Source organism: Trinickia symbiotica, assembly GCF_003028655.1.
Taxonomy (GTDB): domain Bacteria; phylum Pseudomonadota; class Gammaproteobacteria; order Burkholderiales; family Burkholderiaceae; genus Trinickia; species Trinickia symbiotica_A.
Genome location: NZ_PYUC01000005.1, coordinates 219,995 through 235,222, shown reverse-complemented (window position 1 = coordinate 235,222; position 15,228 = coordinate 219,995). Strand labels below are relative to the sequence as shown.

Annotated in this window: 16 protein-coding genes and 1 tRNA gene; 6 read left to right on the top strand and 11 right to left on the bottom strand. The window is 63.1% G+C overall.

All coding sequences use genetic code 11. The annotated features are described in order from the left end of the window. Positions 1-39 precede the first annotated feature (39 nt). Entirely contained in the window at positions 40-1,416 is a 1,377-nt protein-coding gene (locus C9I57_RS11935; protein ID WP_107150865.1) for a sensor domain-containing diguanylate cyclase, read from the bottom strand. 392 nt (positions 1,417-1,808) lie between these two features. Here C9I57_RS11935 and C9I57_RS11930 point away from each other — a divergent pair, with 392 nt between their 5' ends. From C9I57_RS11930 to minE, 4 genes are all read left to right on the top strand, one after another. After that, the gene (locus C9I57_RS11930) at positions 1,809-2,324 is read left to right on the top strand and encodes a GNAT family N-acetyltransferase (protein ID WP_107150864.1); all 516 of its coding nucleotides are present in this window, start codon (positions 1,809-1,811) and stop codon (positions 2,322-2,324) included. Between the two features lie 78 nt (positions 2,325-2,402). Further along, positions 2,403-3,170: a septum site-determining protein MinC gene (gene minC / locus C9I57_RS11925; protein WP_107151069.1), complete on the top strand. Its 768-nt coding sequence runs from the start codon at positions 2,403-2,405 to the stop codon at positions 3,168-3,170. Between the two features lie 68 nt (positions 3,171-3,238). Beyond that, complete coding sequence (gene minD, locus C9I57_RS11920; RefSeq protein WP_018440529.1) at positions 3,239-4,054, top strand: septum site-determining protein MinD; 816 nt, start codon at positions 3,239-3,241, stop codon at positions 4,052-4,054. Positions 4,055-4,068: 14 nt separating this feature from the next. Then, complete coding sequence (gene minE, locus C9I57_RS11915) at positions 4,069-4,323, top strand: cell division topological specificity factor MinE (RefSeq protein ID WP_107150863.1); 255 nt, start codon at positions 4,069-4,071, stop codon at positions 4,321-4,323. 121 nt (positions 4,324-4,444) lie between these two features. Here the strand turns inward: minE and C9I57_RS11910 are convergent, their stop codons facing one another. Beyond that, the gene (locus tag C9I57_RS11910) at positions 4,445-5,845 is read right to left on the bottom strand and encodes a chloride channel protein (protein ID WP_107150862.1); all 1,401 of its coding nucleotides are present in this window, start codon (positions 5,843-5,845) and stop codon (positions 4,445-4,447) included. A 183-nt stretch (positions 5,846-6,028) separates the two neighbouring features. After that, positions 6,029-6,208, bottom strand: a complete 180-nt coding sequence (locus C9I57_RS11905) for a hypothetical protein (protein WP_107150861.1) — start codon at positions 6,206-6,208, stop codon at positions 6,029-6,031. Between the two features lie 332 nt (positions 6,209-6,540). On the opposite strand from C9I57_RS11905, the gene opgC reads away from it, so the two are divergent. Next, the gene (gene opgC, locus C9I57_RS11900) at positions 6,541-7,695 is read left to right on the top strand and encodes an OpgC domain-containing protein (protein ID WP_107150860.1); all 1,155 of its coding nucleotides are present in this window, start codon (positions 6,541-6,543) and stop codon (positions 7,693-7,695) included. A 5-nt stretch (positions 7,696-7,700) separates the two neighbouring features. Here opgC and C9I57_RS11895 read toward each other — a convergent pair whose 3' ends face one another. From C9I57_RS11895 to C9I57_RS32420, 4 genes are all read right to left on the bottom strand, one after another. Further along, a complete protein-coding gene (locus C9I57_RS11895) occupies positions 7,701-9,017 on the bottom strand; it encodes an MFS transporter (RefSeq protein WP_107150859.1) in 1,317 nt (438 codons plus the stop codon). 123 nt (positions 9,018-9,140) lie between these two features. After that, positions 9,141-9,656, bottom strand: coding sequence for an energy transducer TonB family protein (locus C9I57_RS11890; protein WP_107150858.1), 516 nt, complete (start codon positions 9,654-9,656; stop codon positions 9,141-9,143). A gap of 135 nt (positions 9,657-9,791) precedes the next feature. Next, the gene (locus C9I57_RS11885) at positions 9,792-10,391 is read right to left on the bottom strand and encodes a C39 family peptidase (RefSeq protein WP_181321804.1); all 600 of its coding nucleotides are present in this window, start codon (positions 10,389-10,391) and stop codon (positions 9,792-9,794) included. A 10-nt stretch (positions 10,392-10,401) separates the two neighbouring features. Then, on the bottom strand, positions 10,402-11,157 hold the full coding sequence (locus C9I57_RS32420; protein WP_146166202.1) for a hypothetical protein: 756 nt from the start codon (positions 11,155-11,157) through the stop codon (positions 10,402-10,404). A gap of 434 nt (positions 11,158-11,591) precedes the next feature. Here C9I57_RS32420 and C9I57_RS11880 point away from each other — a divergent pair, with 434 nt between their 5' ends. Next, positions 11,592-12,308 carry a helix-turn-helix transcriptional regulator gene (locus C9I57_RS11880; RefSeq protein ID WP_107150856.1) on the top strand — a complete coding sequence of 239 codons (717 nt, stop codon included), beginning with the start codon at positions 11,592-11,594 and terminating at the stop codon, positions 12,306-12,308. Positions 12,309-12,328: 20 nt separating this feature from the next. Here the strand turns inward: C9I57_RS11880 and C9I57_RS11875 are convergent. The 4 genes from C9I57_RS11875 to rph all read right to left on the bottom strand — a co-directional run bounded on the left by C9I57_RS11875 (position 12,329) and on the right by rph (position 15,102). Next, positions 12,329-12,418 (bottom strand) — tRNA-Ser (locus C9I57_RS11875). A 47-nt stretch (positions 12,419-12,465) separates the two neighbouring features. Further along, entirely contained in the window at positions 12,466-13,707 is a 1,242-nt protein-coding gene (gene hemW / locus C9I57_RS11870) for a radical SAM family heme chaperone HemW (RefSeq protein WP_181321816.1), read from the bottom strand. Then, on the bottom strand, positions 13,707-14,348 hold the full coding sequence (gene rdgB, locus C9I57_RS11865; RefSeq protein WP_107151068.1) for an RdgB/HAM1 family non-canonical purine NTP pyrophosphatase: 642 nt from the start codon (positions 14,346-14,348) through the stop codon (positions 13,707-13,709). Before rdgB ends, hemW begins: the two co-directional genes overlap by 1 nt. Before the next feature lie 13 nt (positions 14,349-14,361). Continuing rightward, complete coding sequence (gene rph, locus C9I57_RS11860) at positions 14,362-15,102, bottom strand: ribonuclease PH (RefSeq protein ID WP_107150854.1); 741 nt, start codon at positions 15,100-15,102, stop codon at positions 14,362-14,364. Positions 15,103-15,228: the final 126 nt, after the last annotated feature.

Sequence of the window (15,228 nt, the reverse complement as noted above, 5' to 3'; positions counted from 1 at the left end):
AGCGGCCCTGCTTCCCCGGAGGAAGAAAGTGCGCAAGCGTTAACCGCGATCAATGACGGCAACGCGCTCCACGCGGTTGCGCCCCGCGCGCTTGGCCGCATAAAGCGCTGCATCCGCGGCGCCGAGAAGCTCGCTCGCGTTCGAGGGTTCGCTTCCGTCGCTGCATGCGCATCCGGCGCTGACGGTAACGCGGCCGCCCGGCCCCGGCGCCGTCAAGCCGATCCCGATGACGGCGTTGCGCGCTTGTTCGGCCAGCCTCGTCGCAGCTTCGAGATCCGAGCCCGGCAGCACGATCACGAACTCCTCGCCGCCATAGCGAGCAACATATTCGCCCGCGCGCCCGGCTGTTCGCGCCAGGGCCTCGGCGACGGCACGCAGACAGGCGTCGCCGCGCAGATGGCCGAAAGCGTCGTTATATGCCTTGAAATTGTCGATATCGATCATGACGAGAGAAAGCGGCCGGCGATGCAGCCTCGCGCGATCGAAGTCCCTGCGGAAGTGTTCGTCGAAGTAATTGCGGTTGTAGACGCCTGTCAGTGCGTCGCGCGTGGAGGTCAGCAGCAGTGAGGCGTGGGCCTCGGCCAGCTGGCGATACAGCACGGTGACTTCCCATATCAGGACGCCGACGAGCACGCCCGGCGCAAGCATGCTGAAGACCCTCGCAACGTACCAGCCGACGGTAAACCGGCCCACGCTGAGCATATTCAAGCTCGCATCCACAAAGGAGGCCAGCAGCGCAATCGTGATCCATAAGTCGAGCACGGAACGTAGTCGCCCCTTGACGAGGACCAGCACGATCGCGAATGCGTCGAGCAAGCAGACGACGAGGGCGGTCGGGCTGATCCTCGGCGAATCGATGCCGGTCATCGGATAGAACGGCGCGGACAGATTCGCGTTTGCGACGAACACCCCGAGCACAGCCGCGAGCAGGGCGGGCATGCCGATGAGCGTCAGGATCCACTCGTGGAATCGAAAGCGGCCGGCCGGCGACCAATCGATCGATTGATCGCGCATCAGCATCGCGGTAGCGACGAGGAGCGGAAATCCACCATGCCAGAAGACCCACATCCATGCGGCGCTGTTGGGCCGCGCGCCGAGCAATCCCGTGTGCGAGAACACGCCCGGAAACATGAGCAATTGCAGCGCGACCGTGATGGCGGTGAACGCGTAGGCTCCGCCCAGGGCGCAGAGCATGGGCCGCTGCGTCGCGGCAAAACGGGCGCCCAGGAGGAATGCCGCGATCCCCGATGTCGTGAAGACGGTCAGCGCGCACATCGGCATGAACGGCCCCACGGGCGATAGTGGCTGCCGTGCCTGAGGCGCCGCGATCGCGAGCGCAAGCAGCACGAGCAACGCTGACGTTCCCGCACAAGCAGCTTGCTTGCGTGTCGCCGGTCCTATGAGCAGGCTTTCCATCGTTTGTTGCCGTCGCATCGTTGATTGATGGCTAGACCAGGGCTCGCCGCGGCACGAGAGGGACGCCGGACGACGCTGCGCTATTTTCCTACAAGTTGCTCGTCAACTGTCCGGCGAAAGGTGCCCCGATCGATACGGCCGATTGCCGTGTTTCGGGCCCCCCAGCGCTACCTTTCAATGTGCTTTCGCACTATGGCCCGGTCCCGCAAATTTCTTTGATATGAAATCGCCAGCTGGCCCCCAGGGGACCGACGGAAATCGCCTTGGGGACGGCGTCGCTCGATGCGGGCGTTGCACGCTACTCGCACGAGGGCCCATACAAGCGAGATTTGACTCGCTGGCCCGATAGGACGAAGCTACGGTTTGCCTGTTAAGCCCTGAACCGGAGCCCCATGATTTCATCGCTGACTGTTCGCCGTATCGCTGCCGACCAAGGCGCGATGCTGCGCGAGCTCCGCACGGCCGCGTTGCGCGAAGCCCCCTATGCATTCGGGGAGACGCTCGAGCAGGCGCTCGACGAGAAGACCGAGACGTTCGAAACCGTTGCCGCCCGCCAAGCGATATCGGATTCGTCCACATCGTTCATCCTCTATACGGAAGGGCATCCGGCCGGACTCATCGGTGCCTATTTCGACGATCGGCGCAAGGCATTCGTTTGCGCGCTATGGGTTGCCCCGGCTGTGCGCCATCTGCGCGGCGGCGAACTGCTCGTGAATACGGCGAGCGAATGGCTGGCGGCACATGGCGCGAACGAGGTGCATGCGTGGGTGACGGACGCCAATCGCACCGCCATGCGTTTTTACGAACGTCTCGGGTTCGGTCCCACCGGGGAGCACGAGCGCATGACGCGCGCGCCCGACGAATGGGAGACGCTGCTCGTGCGGCATGTGCCGCGCACTCACGATTGATGGGGGACGTCTCACTCGAAAATGCTGGCCGCGCGCGCGGACCCCTGTAAAATACGCGAAATTTTTTGCTTCAACGCCATGTCGCTGAACAAATCGCCATACTTCGAATTACGCAGCGGTTCCGTCGATACGCTCATGTTCGTCGTCAAGACGACGGATCTCGACGCGCTGAAGAGCGAGCTCACGCGACGCTTCGAAGCGACTCCCGAATTTTTTGCGGGCGACGTCGTCGCGATCGATCTTCGCCGTCTCGGCGAAGGCGAACGCATCCCGCTTGCCGAAATCGCGCATCTGCTGGACAGCGTCCGCATGCGTCCTCTCGGCATCGTCGCCGCGCCTCATCAGACCGGCTGGGCGGCGGACGCTGGCTTGCCGCTGCTCGAAGCGCGCGACAGGCGGGGCGGGGGCGCCAAGGCCGACGATCGGCAAGCGGACGAAGTCAAGCAGGCGGAACGCGCGGCCTCGCAGCCGCTTCCCGCTGCGGAAGCGCCGGGCAGGCAGGCACCGAGCGCCCAAACGCTCGTCGTCGACAGGCCGCTGCGGTCGGGCCAGCAGGTCTATGCCAAGGGAGACCTGATCGTGCTGGGGCTCGTCAGCCATGGCGCCGAAGTGATCGCGGAAGGCAATATTCACATCTACGCGCCGCTGCGCGGGCGCGCGCTCGCCGGCGTGCACGGCAACCACGGTGCGCGCATTTTCTGCACGTGTCTCGAGCCGGAACTGATCTCGATCGCCGGCATCTATCGAACGACTGAAAATCCGTTGCCGGCCGACGTTCTCGGCAAGTCGGTCCAGATCCGGCTTGCCGAAGAGAAGCTGATCATCGAACCGTTGAGGCTCACTTAGGACGCGCGAGTACGCGCCGCGCCGCGCGGGCCTCATCGAACTCATTTGACGAACAAGGGTAAGGGGAAATGGCAAAAATCGTTGTGGTGACTTCGGGCAAGGGCGGCGTGGGCAAAACGACCACGAGCGCGAGCTTTGCATCGGGACTCGCATTGAGAGGCCATAAGACGGCCGTCATCGATTTCGACGTCGGCTTGCGCAACCTCGATTTGATCATGGGCTGCGAGCGCCGCGTCGTCTACGATTTCATCAACGTGATCCAGGGTGAGGCCAACCTCAATCAGGCGCTCATCAAGGACAAGAAGTGCGAGAACCTGTATATCCTGCCGGCCTCGCAGACACGCGACAAGGACGCGTTGACGCTCGAGGGCGTCGAAAAGGTCATCAACGATCTGTCCGGCATGGGTTTCGACTACATCGTCTGTGATTCGCCGGCCGGCATCGAATCGGGCGCGCTCTACGCGATGCATTTCGCCGACGAGGCGCTCGTCGTGACGAACCCTGAAGTGTCGTCGGTGCGCGACTCGGATCGAATCCTGGGCATTCTCTCGTCGAAGACGAAGCGAGCAATCGAAGGCAAGGAGCCCATCAAGGAGCATCTGCTCATTACGCGCTACAACCCGAAGCGCGTCAGCGAAGGCGAGATGCTCTCGCTCTCCGATATCCAGGAAATTCTGCGCATCGAGCTGATCGGCGTCGTGCCCGAATCGGAAGCGGTCCTGCACGCGTCGAACCAGGGCTTGCCCGCCGTGCATATGGATGGTTCCGACGTGGCCGAATCCTACAAGGATGTCGTCGCGCGCTTTCTCGGCGAGGACAAGGCATTGCGCTTCACCGACTATCAGAAGCCGGGCTTGCTGCAGCGCCTGTTCGGCAACAGATAAGGGGGAGCCGCGATATGTCGATTCTTTCCTTTTTGCTCGGCGAGAAAAAGAAGTCCGCGGTCGTCGCGAAGGAGCGCCTGCAGCTCATCATCGCGCACGAGCGCGCGGGCGGGCGCCCGCCGGCCGATTATCTGCCCGCGCTGCAACGCGAGCTCGTTGCGGTCATCTCGAAGTACGTCAACATTTCCAATGACGACATCCGCGTGAGCCTCGAGCGCCAGGACAATCTCGAGGTTCTCGAAGTCAAAATCGAGATCCCGCAAATTTGACGGCGGCGCAGGCGGCTCATACCTGCATGGCCTCCTGCCTTTCTCAGCGCCGGCTGATCGATTCAGTTCCTCGCAATCACCCTGGAGGCTCGACGCGCTCGCACGAGCGTCCGCGCCTCAATTATTTGCCCGGCGTGTCGGTGCGCGGCTCCGCATTCGCGGGTTTATCCTCGAACAGCGGCTCGAGCGTTTTCGGTGAATCGGCCTCTGGCGCTGCTTCCCGCTTCGGTGTCAGATATCGATGCGAGAGCGCTTCGTAAAGCGGCGGAGCGAAGAGGCGCGACACGCGGCTCGAGACCAACGCCGTCGCCATCAGCGAAATCACGAGCGCATGGCCGTTGATCATTTCCATCACGATGACGAACGAGGTGATCGGCGATTGCGTGACGGCGGCCAGATAGCCGACCATCGCAAGTGCGATCAGCATCTGCAGTTGCATGCTCGTGAACGCGAAGTGCAGCAGATTGCCGAAACCCGCGCCAATCGATAGCGACGGGGCGAAGATGCCGCCCGGAATGCCGGGCAGGTACGAAGCGACCATCGAAGCCATCTTGGCGAACGGGTAGAGCATCGACAACTGCTCGCGACCCTCGAGCAAACCACGTGCTTCGGCATACCCGCTGCCGAACGTGTGGCCGCCGCTTGCGATGCCGACAACGGCGATCGCGAGGCCGCAGAGCGCGCCGAACACGACCGGCCGCTCGCGATGCAGGCTGGCGAGCGCGGCCGGTTGCCAGCGCGACGTATGGAGCAGCAACCATGCGAAGATGCCTCCGGCCACGCCCGTGACCAGCGCCGTGACGACTACGGCCAGCGCCAGCACGCCAGGGAAATGGGGCGAGACCTGAATCGTGCCGAAGTAGGTGTAGTTGCCGTTGAGCCCAAGCGCAATGACACCCGCCACGATGATGGCGGTGATCAGCACGCCGCTCGTGCGTACTTCGAAGCTGCGCGTCAGCTCTTCGATGGCGAAGACGATGCCGGCGAGCGGCGTGTTGAACGCGGCGGACAACCCCGCTGCGGCGCCCGCGAGCACAAGTTGCCGCTCGATCAGCGCCGTCGAGCGCGGATAGAAGCGCCGCAAGTTGTACATAAGCGTGGCGCCGATCTGCACGGTCGGCCCTTCGCGGCCGATCGTGAAGCCGCCGAGGATGCCGATGAACGACACGGCGATTTTCCCCGCGAGCAGCCGCAGCGCGAGCAGCCGAGGGCCGAGCGACGTCGTGCCTTCTTCGAGCGTCGCGATGACCTGCGGAATGCCGCTCCCTTCGGAACCACGGAAAAAGCGGCGCGTCACCAGGACAGAGAGGGCGCCGGCGGCGGGTGTGACGATGAGCGGCAGCCAACTATAGCGATGCTGCAACGCTAGAAACGCGCTGTAGCCCCAGTCGATCAGGCGTGCATAGAAGACCGCGACGAGGCCGACGGCGATCGCGCCGAGCCAGAAGACGCCATAGCGACGCCACAATTGCTGCGCACGCCGCAAGACGCTGTAACGGCGGGCGAAGGGAGCGCGGGACATGAATCTCGTGGCCAAAGCCGAGATTATACGACCCGGTCGCCGCAACCCGGACCGAAACCCAGCCGCGCGCCAGCGACGCGCGCTGAGCGGGACAGCAAATTACAAGCCTGTTAAAGCTGTGACCGTATGTTGGAGCCGTAATATCGACCGCTCACCGCGGGCGCCGATATTTGGGCGCTCGGGCTACGACAGCATGACGTCGAACGCCAGCACCGCCGCGATGGCGAGGGCGTTCGCGAGCAAAATTTCGAGCGCCACGCCTAGCCACGTCGTCGGCCGGAAGCGAAATGCAAGCAACAATGCGGCGAGCAATGCAAGCGCGACGATCGCTACGATGTCGGCATTGCCGAGTTCGATACCCATCGCCGGCTCCTCTCGCGGATCGGGAAGGTCTTGCTTTCAAAAGCGATACAGCGCTTTTCATGGGGTGCGCCGTACGACCCAGTATCGAGTCGCCAACTCGAGCGGACAAGATCGGAAAACCACTGACGCGGCGGGCCGATTGCGCTTTTCTAGCGCTCATGGACACGCGTTTCGAAGCGTGGCACGCGTCCTGTCTCGCCAATGGCACGAAGATTGGAATACTGAATTGCGCCGGGAATCTTTTTGGTCCGGCTTCGCCGAATTTGCTTTGACCGCATGAATGCTCGGGCGGCGCTGCTGCCGGTCCCGCCGTCAACCGGGAAGGTGAATCAATGAGTTCGTCAACCAGGCGATCGCTCGAAGTCGATTTTCTCCGAGGCGTGGTGCTGATCGTCATTGCGCTCGATCACATTTCGAGAGGCATCCTGCAATACGCCATGCTGCATAGCTATGCCTACTGCGACGCGGCCGAGGTGTTCGTGTTTCTCGGCGGGTACGCGTCGGCGGCGGCCCATGTCGGCGTGGCGGAACGCCGTGGCGAGGCGGCGGCGCGGCGTCGCTTCCTGAAGCGCGCATGGGAGATCTATCGCGCCTATCTGCTGACGGCGGCGCTGATGCTCGCGTGCGGTGCGTTGCTCACGCTGTTGCCGAACGCACCTGCCATCGATACGGGCTGGCAGGCATTCGTCCGTCACCCGTTGCGGGAACTCGCGAACATCGCGTCGTTTCGTGAACAGCCGTTCTTGTCCGCAGTATTGCCGATGTATGTGCTGTTCGCGCTTTGTGTGCCGTTCGCAGTGCGGCTCGCCCGCCGGTCGCCTTTGGCAATGCTTTCGTGGAGCGTGGCGGTCTGGGCCGTGGCGCCGTGGCTCGAAAACTGGCTGCCCCGCACCGGCGATGCGAACTGGCCGTTCAACCCTTTCGCATGGCAATTGATGTTTTCGTTCGGCATGCTGTGCCGGCTGCATCCGATTTCGGCCGACGTGCAGACATCGACGATGGGCAGAGCGATCACGCGCGTCGCATTCGTCGTCGCGTTGACGTTCGCTTTCGTCAAACTTTGCATCGATGGGCACCCATCGCCCGGCTTCATGAAACAAGACCTCGCGAGCGTGCGAATCGTCAGCTTTGTTTCTATTGCCTGGCTTTGCGCGCAGGCGGTGCGCCTTGGGTGGCTGCGATCGCTCGCCGATGCCATACCGGCGATCGTGACGGTCGGCAGGCAAGGTCTCGTCTGTTTCGTCGGCGGCACGCTGGTATCGATCGGCGTCGATGCGGCCTTGCAACTGGCCGGCGTGCGAACGACGGAACTGCTGACCGATTGGCCGATACGGTTGCTGGGAGACGCATCGGCGATTGCCGTGCTCATCGGGCTCGGGAGCGTTGCGAGCCGCCTGAAAGCGGCCCGTGTTCAGCCGGCCAAGCTGCCGACGCGGATGGCGCCCGCGCGCGCGACGTCGCGCGAGCACCCGCGGCGGCCCCAGTGAGCCGGTCAGGACAATGACACGTCGCGCGTCTCACGCATGAGGAGAACAGCGAAGAGGCTGATCGCCGCGGCGACGGATACGTAGCCGCCGACCCAGGCGAGACCGCCGCGCGCGGCGAGCATCGTCGCGATGTAGGGCGCGACCGAGGCGCCGAGAATGCCGCCGAGGTTGTATGCGACGCCCGCGCCCGTGTAGCGCACACGCGTGGGGAAGAGCTCCGGGAGGAGCGCGCCCATCGGTGCGAAGGTGACGCCCATCAGGAAGAGCTCGATCGTCAGAAAGAGCGTGACGAGCGGTGCCGAGCCGCTGCTGACTAGCGGAGCCATCGCAAAGCCGGAGACGATAGCGGCTGTGATCCCCGCGATCAGGACAGGTCGCCGGCCGAACCGATCGCTTGCCCATGCGGAAAGCGGTGTGGCGATCGCCATGAAGACGACGGCGAAGCAGAGCATCGCGAGAAAGCTCTGCCGTGAGAAATGCAATGCCGATACACCGTACGAGAGCGTGAAGACGGTCGAGATATAGAAGAGCGTGTAACAGACCACCATCGCCAGTGCACCGAGCAGCGTCGGCCAACCGTGGTTCGCGAATAGCGAGACGAGGGGAACACGCACGCGCTCGCGCCGCTCGATCGCTGCCTGGAACGCTGGCGTTTCGGCAATCTTCAGCCGCACGTAGAGCCCGAGCGCAACGAGCACCGCGCTCAGAATGAACGGCACGCGCCACCCCCAGCTTCGAAACTGCGCATCGGATAGCGCGAGCGTCAACCCGAAAAAGAGGCCGTTCGACGCAAGAAACCCGACCGACGGTCCGAGCTGAGGGAACATGCCGAACCAGCCGCGGCGTTGTGCCGGTGCGTATTCGGTGGCGAGCAATGCCGCGCCGCCCCATTCGCCGCCGAGCCCGATACCCTGTCCGAGTCGTAGGATGCACAGCAGTACGGGGGCTAGCCCGCCGATGGAATCGTAGCCGGGCACGAAGCCGATCAGCGTCGTGGAAAGGCCCATGACGAGCAGCGAAGCGACGAGCGTCGATTTGCGGCCGATCCGGTCGCCGAAATGGCCGAACAGGAGCGACCCGATCGGCCGCGCGATGAAGGCGAGGCCGAAAGTGACGAATGCCGATAGCGCCTGCGCGGTGGCCGAACTATGCGGAAAAAACACCGGCCCGATGACAAGTGCGGCGGCGGTCGCGTAGACGTAGAAGTCGTAGAACTCGATCGCCGTGCCGATGAAGCTGGCGAATACGATACGCGAGCGGCTCGATGCGTTTGCCGCGTCGGAAGAGGATGCCACGGCGGGGGAAGACGGCGAAGCCGACATGTCTTTGGTCTCCATGTTTGTCGGGACGCGCTCGAGCGTCACAGCGCGCGATAGCGCGCGTGACGGGCTCGCGACGCGTCGTTCGCCGCGATCCGGGCGCGGGGTGCCCGGAATTATAAGACGCTAATCGAACGCTTGTGCTTGAGGCAGGGCGAGCGTGCGGAGCTGGAATTTGCCGTCGTCGTTGAAGAGCCAGTCTTCCATCATCTCGATCTGGCCGAGCCGATTGAGCAGCTTTGGCGGCGGCGGCGGCAGCGGCGATGCGCGGCGTAGCGTCGCCAGCGCGGTCGCTTCCGCGTCGTCATCGCCGTTGGTCCGGTAAACCGAGGACGAGACGACTTCGCCGTTCCGATTGACCGTAAACGCGACGACCACGAGCGAACGCAGCATCGCTTGCGGTGCGCGCTTGAGCACGTAAGACGGATTGCGCTCGGTGATCCGTTGGGCAACGGCATACCGATATTGATCGAGGGTCAGGCTGTTGACGGCGGCCGGGGGCGGCAGCGTCAGCGCGGAGGGACGCTCGGGTGGGGTGAACGTGCAGGCGCCCGTGACGAGCAATGCGCCGAAGGAAACGAGTTGCCACAACCCATGGGCGCGCAAGATGGGCGGGCGACGACGGTTGACGATGGTGAGCATGGCAGTGGTGCGATGAAGCTTCCGATGAGCGCTCGTGTGAGCGCGATGAAGAGCGTTGATAAGAGCCTAGGCGAAGCAGCGTGGTTGCGCATCCCGATTCGCCCTGCCTAGGTGCGGCTCCTAACGGGGCCCAACTCAATAGGTGATCAGCGATTCCGACCACCAGTGCGTGCCCATCTCTCCGCTCCCATCGCGGATCCACTCGTAGTCCCCGATTCCCGCTCCCTCCCCCGGCCAGGGATTCATGAAGTACACCAGGGAGCCGTCATCGTCGTAGCCGTCTATGACAATGAAATGTCCGCCGCCGCCGTACCAGTTCCACAGAACGACAATGGGATGTCCGCGCATGATCGCCGATCGCACTGCCGGATACGCGAGCGGTTCCGTGTAGTACTGAGAATCGCGTCGGCCCCAATACCAGAGGATCCCGGCAATTCCCGTCGTTCCCGCGAGATAGTTCGGCGAGTTTGCTGCGTCGTCCCAATAGAACGGATAGTTCGCGCAAGCGTAGTCGATCGAGCCGACCCAGTTCTCAATCGCGCACTGCGTCGCGGGGACGCCGCGGAAGGCGAGCACGGCGGAGGCGTCGGCGTCCCAGCACCATTCGCTGTGCTCCTGTTCGACGACCGGAAGGTCGAGTTGATCAGCGGCGGCGAATGCGGCCGGAGGGAGGCCGAGCAATAGAACCGCGATGAATGCGGTGACGACAAGGGCAAGCCCCATGCGAAAGTCCATGCGCGTCTCCTCACCGGATGAAGCGAGGATCGCGCATGCCGAGGCGCACGTGCTCGATGAGCCTGCTTTCAACATCCGATTCGGGTTGGGGTGGGGCCGAAAAGCCCTCCGTCCGGAACTGCTCGCCGTAAAGCGCGGCGCGCGCGCTCGCGAGCGGAACGTAGCTTCGTCGGACGGGTTCGCTGAAGGCCGAGGGGTAGGTCACTTCGATGAAGTCGGCTACGGCCTGCAAGCTGCGGATGAAGCGTAATCGTGGACGCGGCGTCTCGGCGGCATAGCGCGCTTCGACGCCCGCGACTTCCGCGGCGAGTCCGCTTGCGCCGGCAGCCACCATTTTCCACTCGTTGCGGACACGCTCGACGGTCAGAAGCCCTGCCGGTTTGCCGGCCACGATCACTAAGAAGCGCCATTGCCCGGTGACTCGAAGGCAGGCATCGAGCGGCTGTCCGGCCAACAGCGCGACGGGGTCGACGAGATTGGTTTCGAAGCCGTCACCGAGTGACGCGTGACGCAATTGAGCGTAATCGTCAACGGCCATGACGCGATTGATGCCGTTTGCGTTCGAGTTGGCACTCAGGCGATTGGCAAGGCCATGCAGCGCCGCTTCCGCTGCTTGACGCTGCGGCGTGCCGAGGGCGGCCGCGATCCAACCTGGCGCAAGGGCCGTGTCGACGCTCGCCGGGCCGCCCACTTGTGCCGATGCGGAGCATGACATCAATAGCGCTATCGCGGGCACCAGTATCGTATGCGATCTTCGTGCGTGCATGGGCTGTCTCCCGGCGTACAGGCAAATCACCTCGAGCAAATCACTTGCCTATGCGGATTGGGTTAAGCGTCATGGCGAGAGGCGGCACGGAACTCGAATCGCTGCCAATCGGAGCTTATGTCGCATCTGTTGGGAAAAGCATTGCCAAATCAGGTTTTCCCGCCGTAAGGTCCGATCTCTCAACCGAGTACGCCAGGCCCCGGCCAAGGCCGATTTAACAACCAAAAACCCAACGTTTGAGAAATCGACTTATTGATCTCGACGATTCGGGCGATTAAGTGCGGATTTCTCATATATGGGGATGGTGGGGTGATATAAAAATTTGAAAATAATCTAATTACCTTGTATCTTCGATCTGCCAAACGATAAAAAGAACCGTCTGCCTCGCGGCTCGGAGGCAAGGTGGCAATTTGATAACTACTCTGGGGGGCAGCATGCTTCGTGAGTTTATCGATTCCTCACTACAGAACGCGGTGAATATTGACGTCTGGTTCAATGCGCTCGTTGAGGTGGGGCGGCGCCACCAACTCGAGTACACGACCTTCGCGCTACTGCCAAGAGATAGCCTGCCCTATAGTGAGGTGTTTTATAAGAGCAATTACTCCGCCGTGTGGCAGAAAATCTACGAGCAAAAGCGATATGCGGAGATCGACCCGATCGTTCGGCATTGCAGGTCAAAGATGACTCCCCTTGTTTGGGGAAGCGAAACCTTCATTGGCGCGCAGGAAGAGGCGCTCTATGAGCAGGCATGCGCATTCGGGTCGAGATGGGGCGTGGCGCTACCGATTCACGGCCCAAAGCACGAGGTCGGCATGCTGTGTTTCGCAAGCAGCGTCCGATCGGATGAAGCAAAGCGTGATGCCGTCTCGAGCCTGCCCGAATTAGGTCTTGTGCGCGACTTCGCATCTCCGGCAGGTCTCTCACTCGCAAGGCAGAAAACGAGCGCCGTCGCACCCAAGCTCACGCCGCGAGAGATGGAATGCCTGAAGTGGATGTCGTTGGGAAAGGGGACTTGGGAGATTTCGCAGATTCTCCGTTGCTCGCAGTCGACGATCAACTATCACATCACCAATATCCGCATCAAAATGGGGGTTCATTCGAGAAGCGCCGCGATGATCAAGGCCGTCGGGATGGGACTGATCGAATTGTGACGCGGGACCTGGGGCGGGGGTGGCGGAGGGCGTGGGATTCGAACCCACGAAGGCCGTGAAGCCTTGCCGGTTTTCAAGACCGGTGCATTCAACCGCTCTGCCAGCCCTCCGAGGACGGCGATTGTAACTCGAAACGGCCGCGCCGACGCTGCCAGCGTCAGCGAACCGGCTCGCTCTCGGCGCCGCCTTCGTGACGATCGCGTAGAAAAAGCGCCTGCAAATCGTTGAGAAACCGCGACCCGAGCGGCGTTGGCGCGATGTGCTCGTAGTCGCGCACGATCAGCCCGCGGCGTTCCGCTTCTTGCAGCGCCGGTTCGATCGAAGTCATCGTGAGCCCCGTCCTTTCGAGGAACCGATGGACGGGGAATCCTTCTTTCAGCCGCAGCGCGTTTAGCATGAACTCGAAAGGCAGATCGTGCGTATCGACCTCGTGCTCCTCCTGTACCGGCGTTCCCGCGCGCGCCTGCTCGATGAATGTGGCGGGGTGTTTATAGCGCGCTTGCCGGACGATTCGGTGTGCGAACGACAATTTCGAGTGCGCGCCGGCACCGATTCCTAGATAGTCGCCGAAGCGCCAATAGTTGAGGTTGTGCTTGCACTGCCGATTCGGCTTTGCGTAAGCCGATACTTCATAGTGCTCGTAACCGGCCTGGGCCACGCGTTCATGAATCCAATCCTGCATGTCGGCCGAAGCGTCGTCGTCGGGCAACGCCGGCGGGTATTTCGCAAAGAGCGTATTCGGCTCGAGCGTCAAGTGATAGAGCGAGAGATGCGGGGGCGCATAGGAGAGCGCGGTCTCGACATCGGCCCGGCAAGCGTCGAGCGTCTGCCGCGGCAGCGCATACATCAGATCGAGATTGAAGTTGTCGAAATGGCGAGCCGCGATTTCCACCGCGCGATGGGCCTCGGCACTGCCGTGGATGCGTCCCAGCGCTTTCAGATGGGCGTCGTCGAAACTCTGAATGCCGACCGACAGCCGGTTGATGCCGCTCGCATGGAACTGAGCGAACTTGTCGGCTTCGAACGTGCCCGGATTCGCTTCGAGGGTGATTTCGGCATCGGCGTCGATCGGCAGCAAGGCACGCGCATCCGAAAGTAACCGATCGAGCCCGCGCGCCGAAAGCAGACTCGGCGTGCCTCCGCCGATGAAAATGGTATGGATGCGACGCCCCCAGACGAGCGGCAACGCCTGCTCGAGATCGGCGCGCAATGCGTCGAGGTAATCGTCCTCCGGGAAGCGCTCGCCTTTCCATTCATGCGAGTTGAAATCGCAGTAAGGACACTTGCGCACGCACCACGGGAAATGCACGTACAGCGCGAGCGGCGGGAGCGAGCTCAAGCTGATCTTTCCCGGAGCGAGAAAGGCCGTCACGACGCCGTCTCGGGTGGGGCCGTCCATCATGCCTCCATGAGTCGCGCGAGCATTGCGCGCAGCGCCAGCGCGCGATGACTATGGGTGTTTTTTACAGCGGGCTCGAGTTCGGCGGCGCTCGCGCCGAGCGCCGGCACGAAGAAATGCGGATCGTAGCCGAAGCCGTTCGCGCCGCGCGGCGCATCGAGAATCTCACCGTGCCAGCGGCCTTCGGCGACTAGCGGCTCCGGATCGTCGGCGTGACGCATCAGTACGAGCACGCAGTAGTAGTAAGCATGCCGATCGGCCACGCCGCGCAGCTCGGCCACCAGGCGTGCATTGTTGGCCGCATCGCTTTTCTCGCCGCCCGGCGCTTGGGCGAATCGCGCCGAGTACACGCCCGGCGCGCCGCCGAGTGCGCGCACGCACAAGCCGGAGTCGTCAGCGAGCGAAGGAAGCCCGGTCGACTGTGCCGCATGCCGCGCCTTGGCAAGCGCGTTCTCGATGAACGTCGCGTGCGGCTCTTCGGCCTCGGTGACCCCAAGCTGGCCCTGAGCGATGAGCTCGATTCCAGCCGCGCCGAGCAACGCTTCGAACTCGCGCAGCTTGCCCGCGTTATTCGAGGCGAGCACGACGCGACCGAACCTGCCGGGCACCGGCTGCGGCGCCGCGCAGGTGTTCCCTCCGATCTGTATGCTCCGTTCAGTCACGCCCCGTCTCCAACGCGGCCTTCTGACGCTCGATCAATTGCCCGATGCCTTCCTCCGCCAGATCGAGCAACGCGTTCATCTCCGCCCGCGAAAACGGAGAGCCTTCCGCCGTACCTTGCACTTCCACCAACCCGCCGCTGCCCGTCATGACGACATTCATGTCGGTATCGCAGCGCGAATCTTCGTCATAGTCGAGGTCGAGCACGGGCGTTCCGTCATAAATGCCGACCGAGATCGCCGCCACGTAATCGGTAATCGGCGAGCTCTCGATGCGGCCTGCCGCGATGAGCTTCGTCACCGCATCGTGCGCCGCAACGAACGCGCCCGTGATGCTCGCCGTGCGCGTGCCGCCGTCCGCCTGGATCACGTCGCAATCGATATGCAACGTGCGCGGGCCGAGCTGCTCGAGGTCGAATACCGCGCGCAGCGCCCGCCCGATGAGGCGTTGAATCTCCTGTGTGCGTCCGGTCTGCTTGCCGCGCGCCGCCTCGCGATCGCTGCGCGTGTGCGTCGCGCGCGGCAGCATGCCGTATTCGGCCGTGAGCCAGCCCTGACCTCGATCGCGCAGGAATTCCGGGACGCGCTCGAGCACGCTCGCCGTGCAGATCACTTTGGTCTCGCCGAACTCGACGAGCACCGAGCCTTCCGCATGTTTCGTGTAGTGGCGCGTGATGCGCACGTCGCGCAGCTCATCGGGGCGGCGTCCGCTCGGACGTTGGGCGGTATCGGTCATAGTGGGGATGAGAGCAAGGAAGGAAACCCCGATTTTACCGCCGCCGGCCCGAGCAAGCCCGCCGCCGCCCGTTGTCGCGCGCCGCCTGCGCCAGGAGACGGTTGCAAAAATGGGATAATGCACGCT

Excerpts from the sequence above, each read along its gene's own strand:
- opgC (WP_107150860.1), top strand. The coding sequence starts at position 6,541 with ATGAGTTCGTCAACCAGGCGATCGCTCGAAGTCGATTTTCTCCGAGGC.
- C9I57_RS11935 (WP_107150865.1), bottom strand. The coding sequence starts at position 1,416 with ATGGAAAGCCTGCTCATAGGACCGGCGACACGCAAGCAAGCTGCTTGT.
- minD (WP_018440529.1), top strand. The coding sequence starts at position 3,239 with ATGGCAAAAATCGTTGTGGTGACTTCGGGCAAGGGCGGCGTGGGCAAA.
- C9I57_RS11880 (WP_107150856.1), top strand. The coding sequence starts at position 11,592 with ATGCTTCGTGAGTTTATCGATTCCTCACTACAGAACGCGGTGAATATT.
- C9I57_RS32420 (WP_146166202.1), bottom strand. The coding sequence starts at position 11,157 with ATGCACGCACGAAGATCGCATACGATACTGGTGCCCGCGATAGCGCTA.
- hemW (WP_181321816.1), bottom strand. The coding sequence starts at position 13,707 with ATGGACGGCCCCACCCGAGACGGCGTCGTGACGGCCTTTCTCGCTCCG.
- C9I57_RS11885 (WP_181321804.1), bottom strand. The coding sequence starts at position 10,391 with ATGGACTTTCGCATGGGGCTTGCCCTTGTCGTCACCGCATTCATCGCG.
- minC (WP_107151069.1), top strand. The coding sequence starts at position 2,403 with ATGTCGCTGAACAAATCGCCATACTTCGAATTACGCAGCGGTTCCGTC.
- C9I57_RS11890 (WP_107150858.1), bottom strand. The coding sequence starts at position 9,656 with ATGCTCACCATCGTCAACCGTCGTCGCCCGCCCATCTTGCGCGCCCAT.
- C9I57_RS11895 (WP_107150859.1), bottom strand. The coding sequence starts at position 9,017 with ATGTCGGCTTCGCCGTCTTCCCCCGCCGTGGCATCCTCTTCCGACGCG.
- C9I57_RS11910 (WP_107150862.1), bottom strand. The coding sequence starts at position 5,845 with ATGTCCCGCGCTCCCTTCGCCCGCCGTTACAGCGTCTTGCGGCGTGCG.
- rph (WP_107150854.1), bottom strand. The coding sequence starts at position 15,102 with ATGACCGATACCGCCCAACGTCCGAGCGGACGCCGCCCCGATGAGCTG.
- C9I57_RS11930 (WP_107150864.1), top strand. The coding sequence starts at position 1,809 with ATGATTTCATCGCTGACTGTTCGCCGTATCGCTGCCGACCAAGGCGCG.
- C9I57_RS11905 (WP_107150861.1), bottom strand. The coding sequence starts at position 6,208 with ATGGGTATCGAACTCGGCAATGCCGACATCGTAGCGATCGTCGCGCTT.
- minE (WP_107150863.1), top strand. The coding sequence starts at position 4,069 with ATGTCGATTCTTTCCTTTTTGCTCGGCGAGAAAAAGAAGTCCGCGGTC.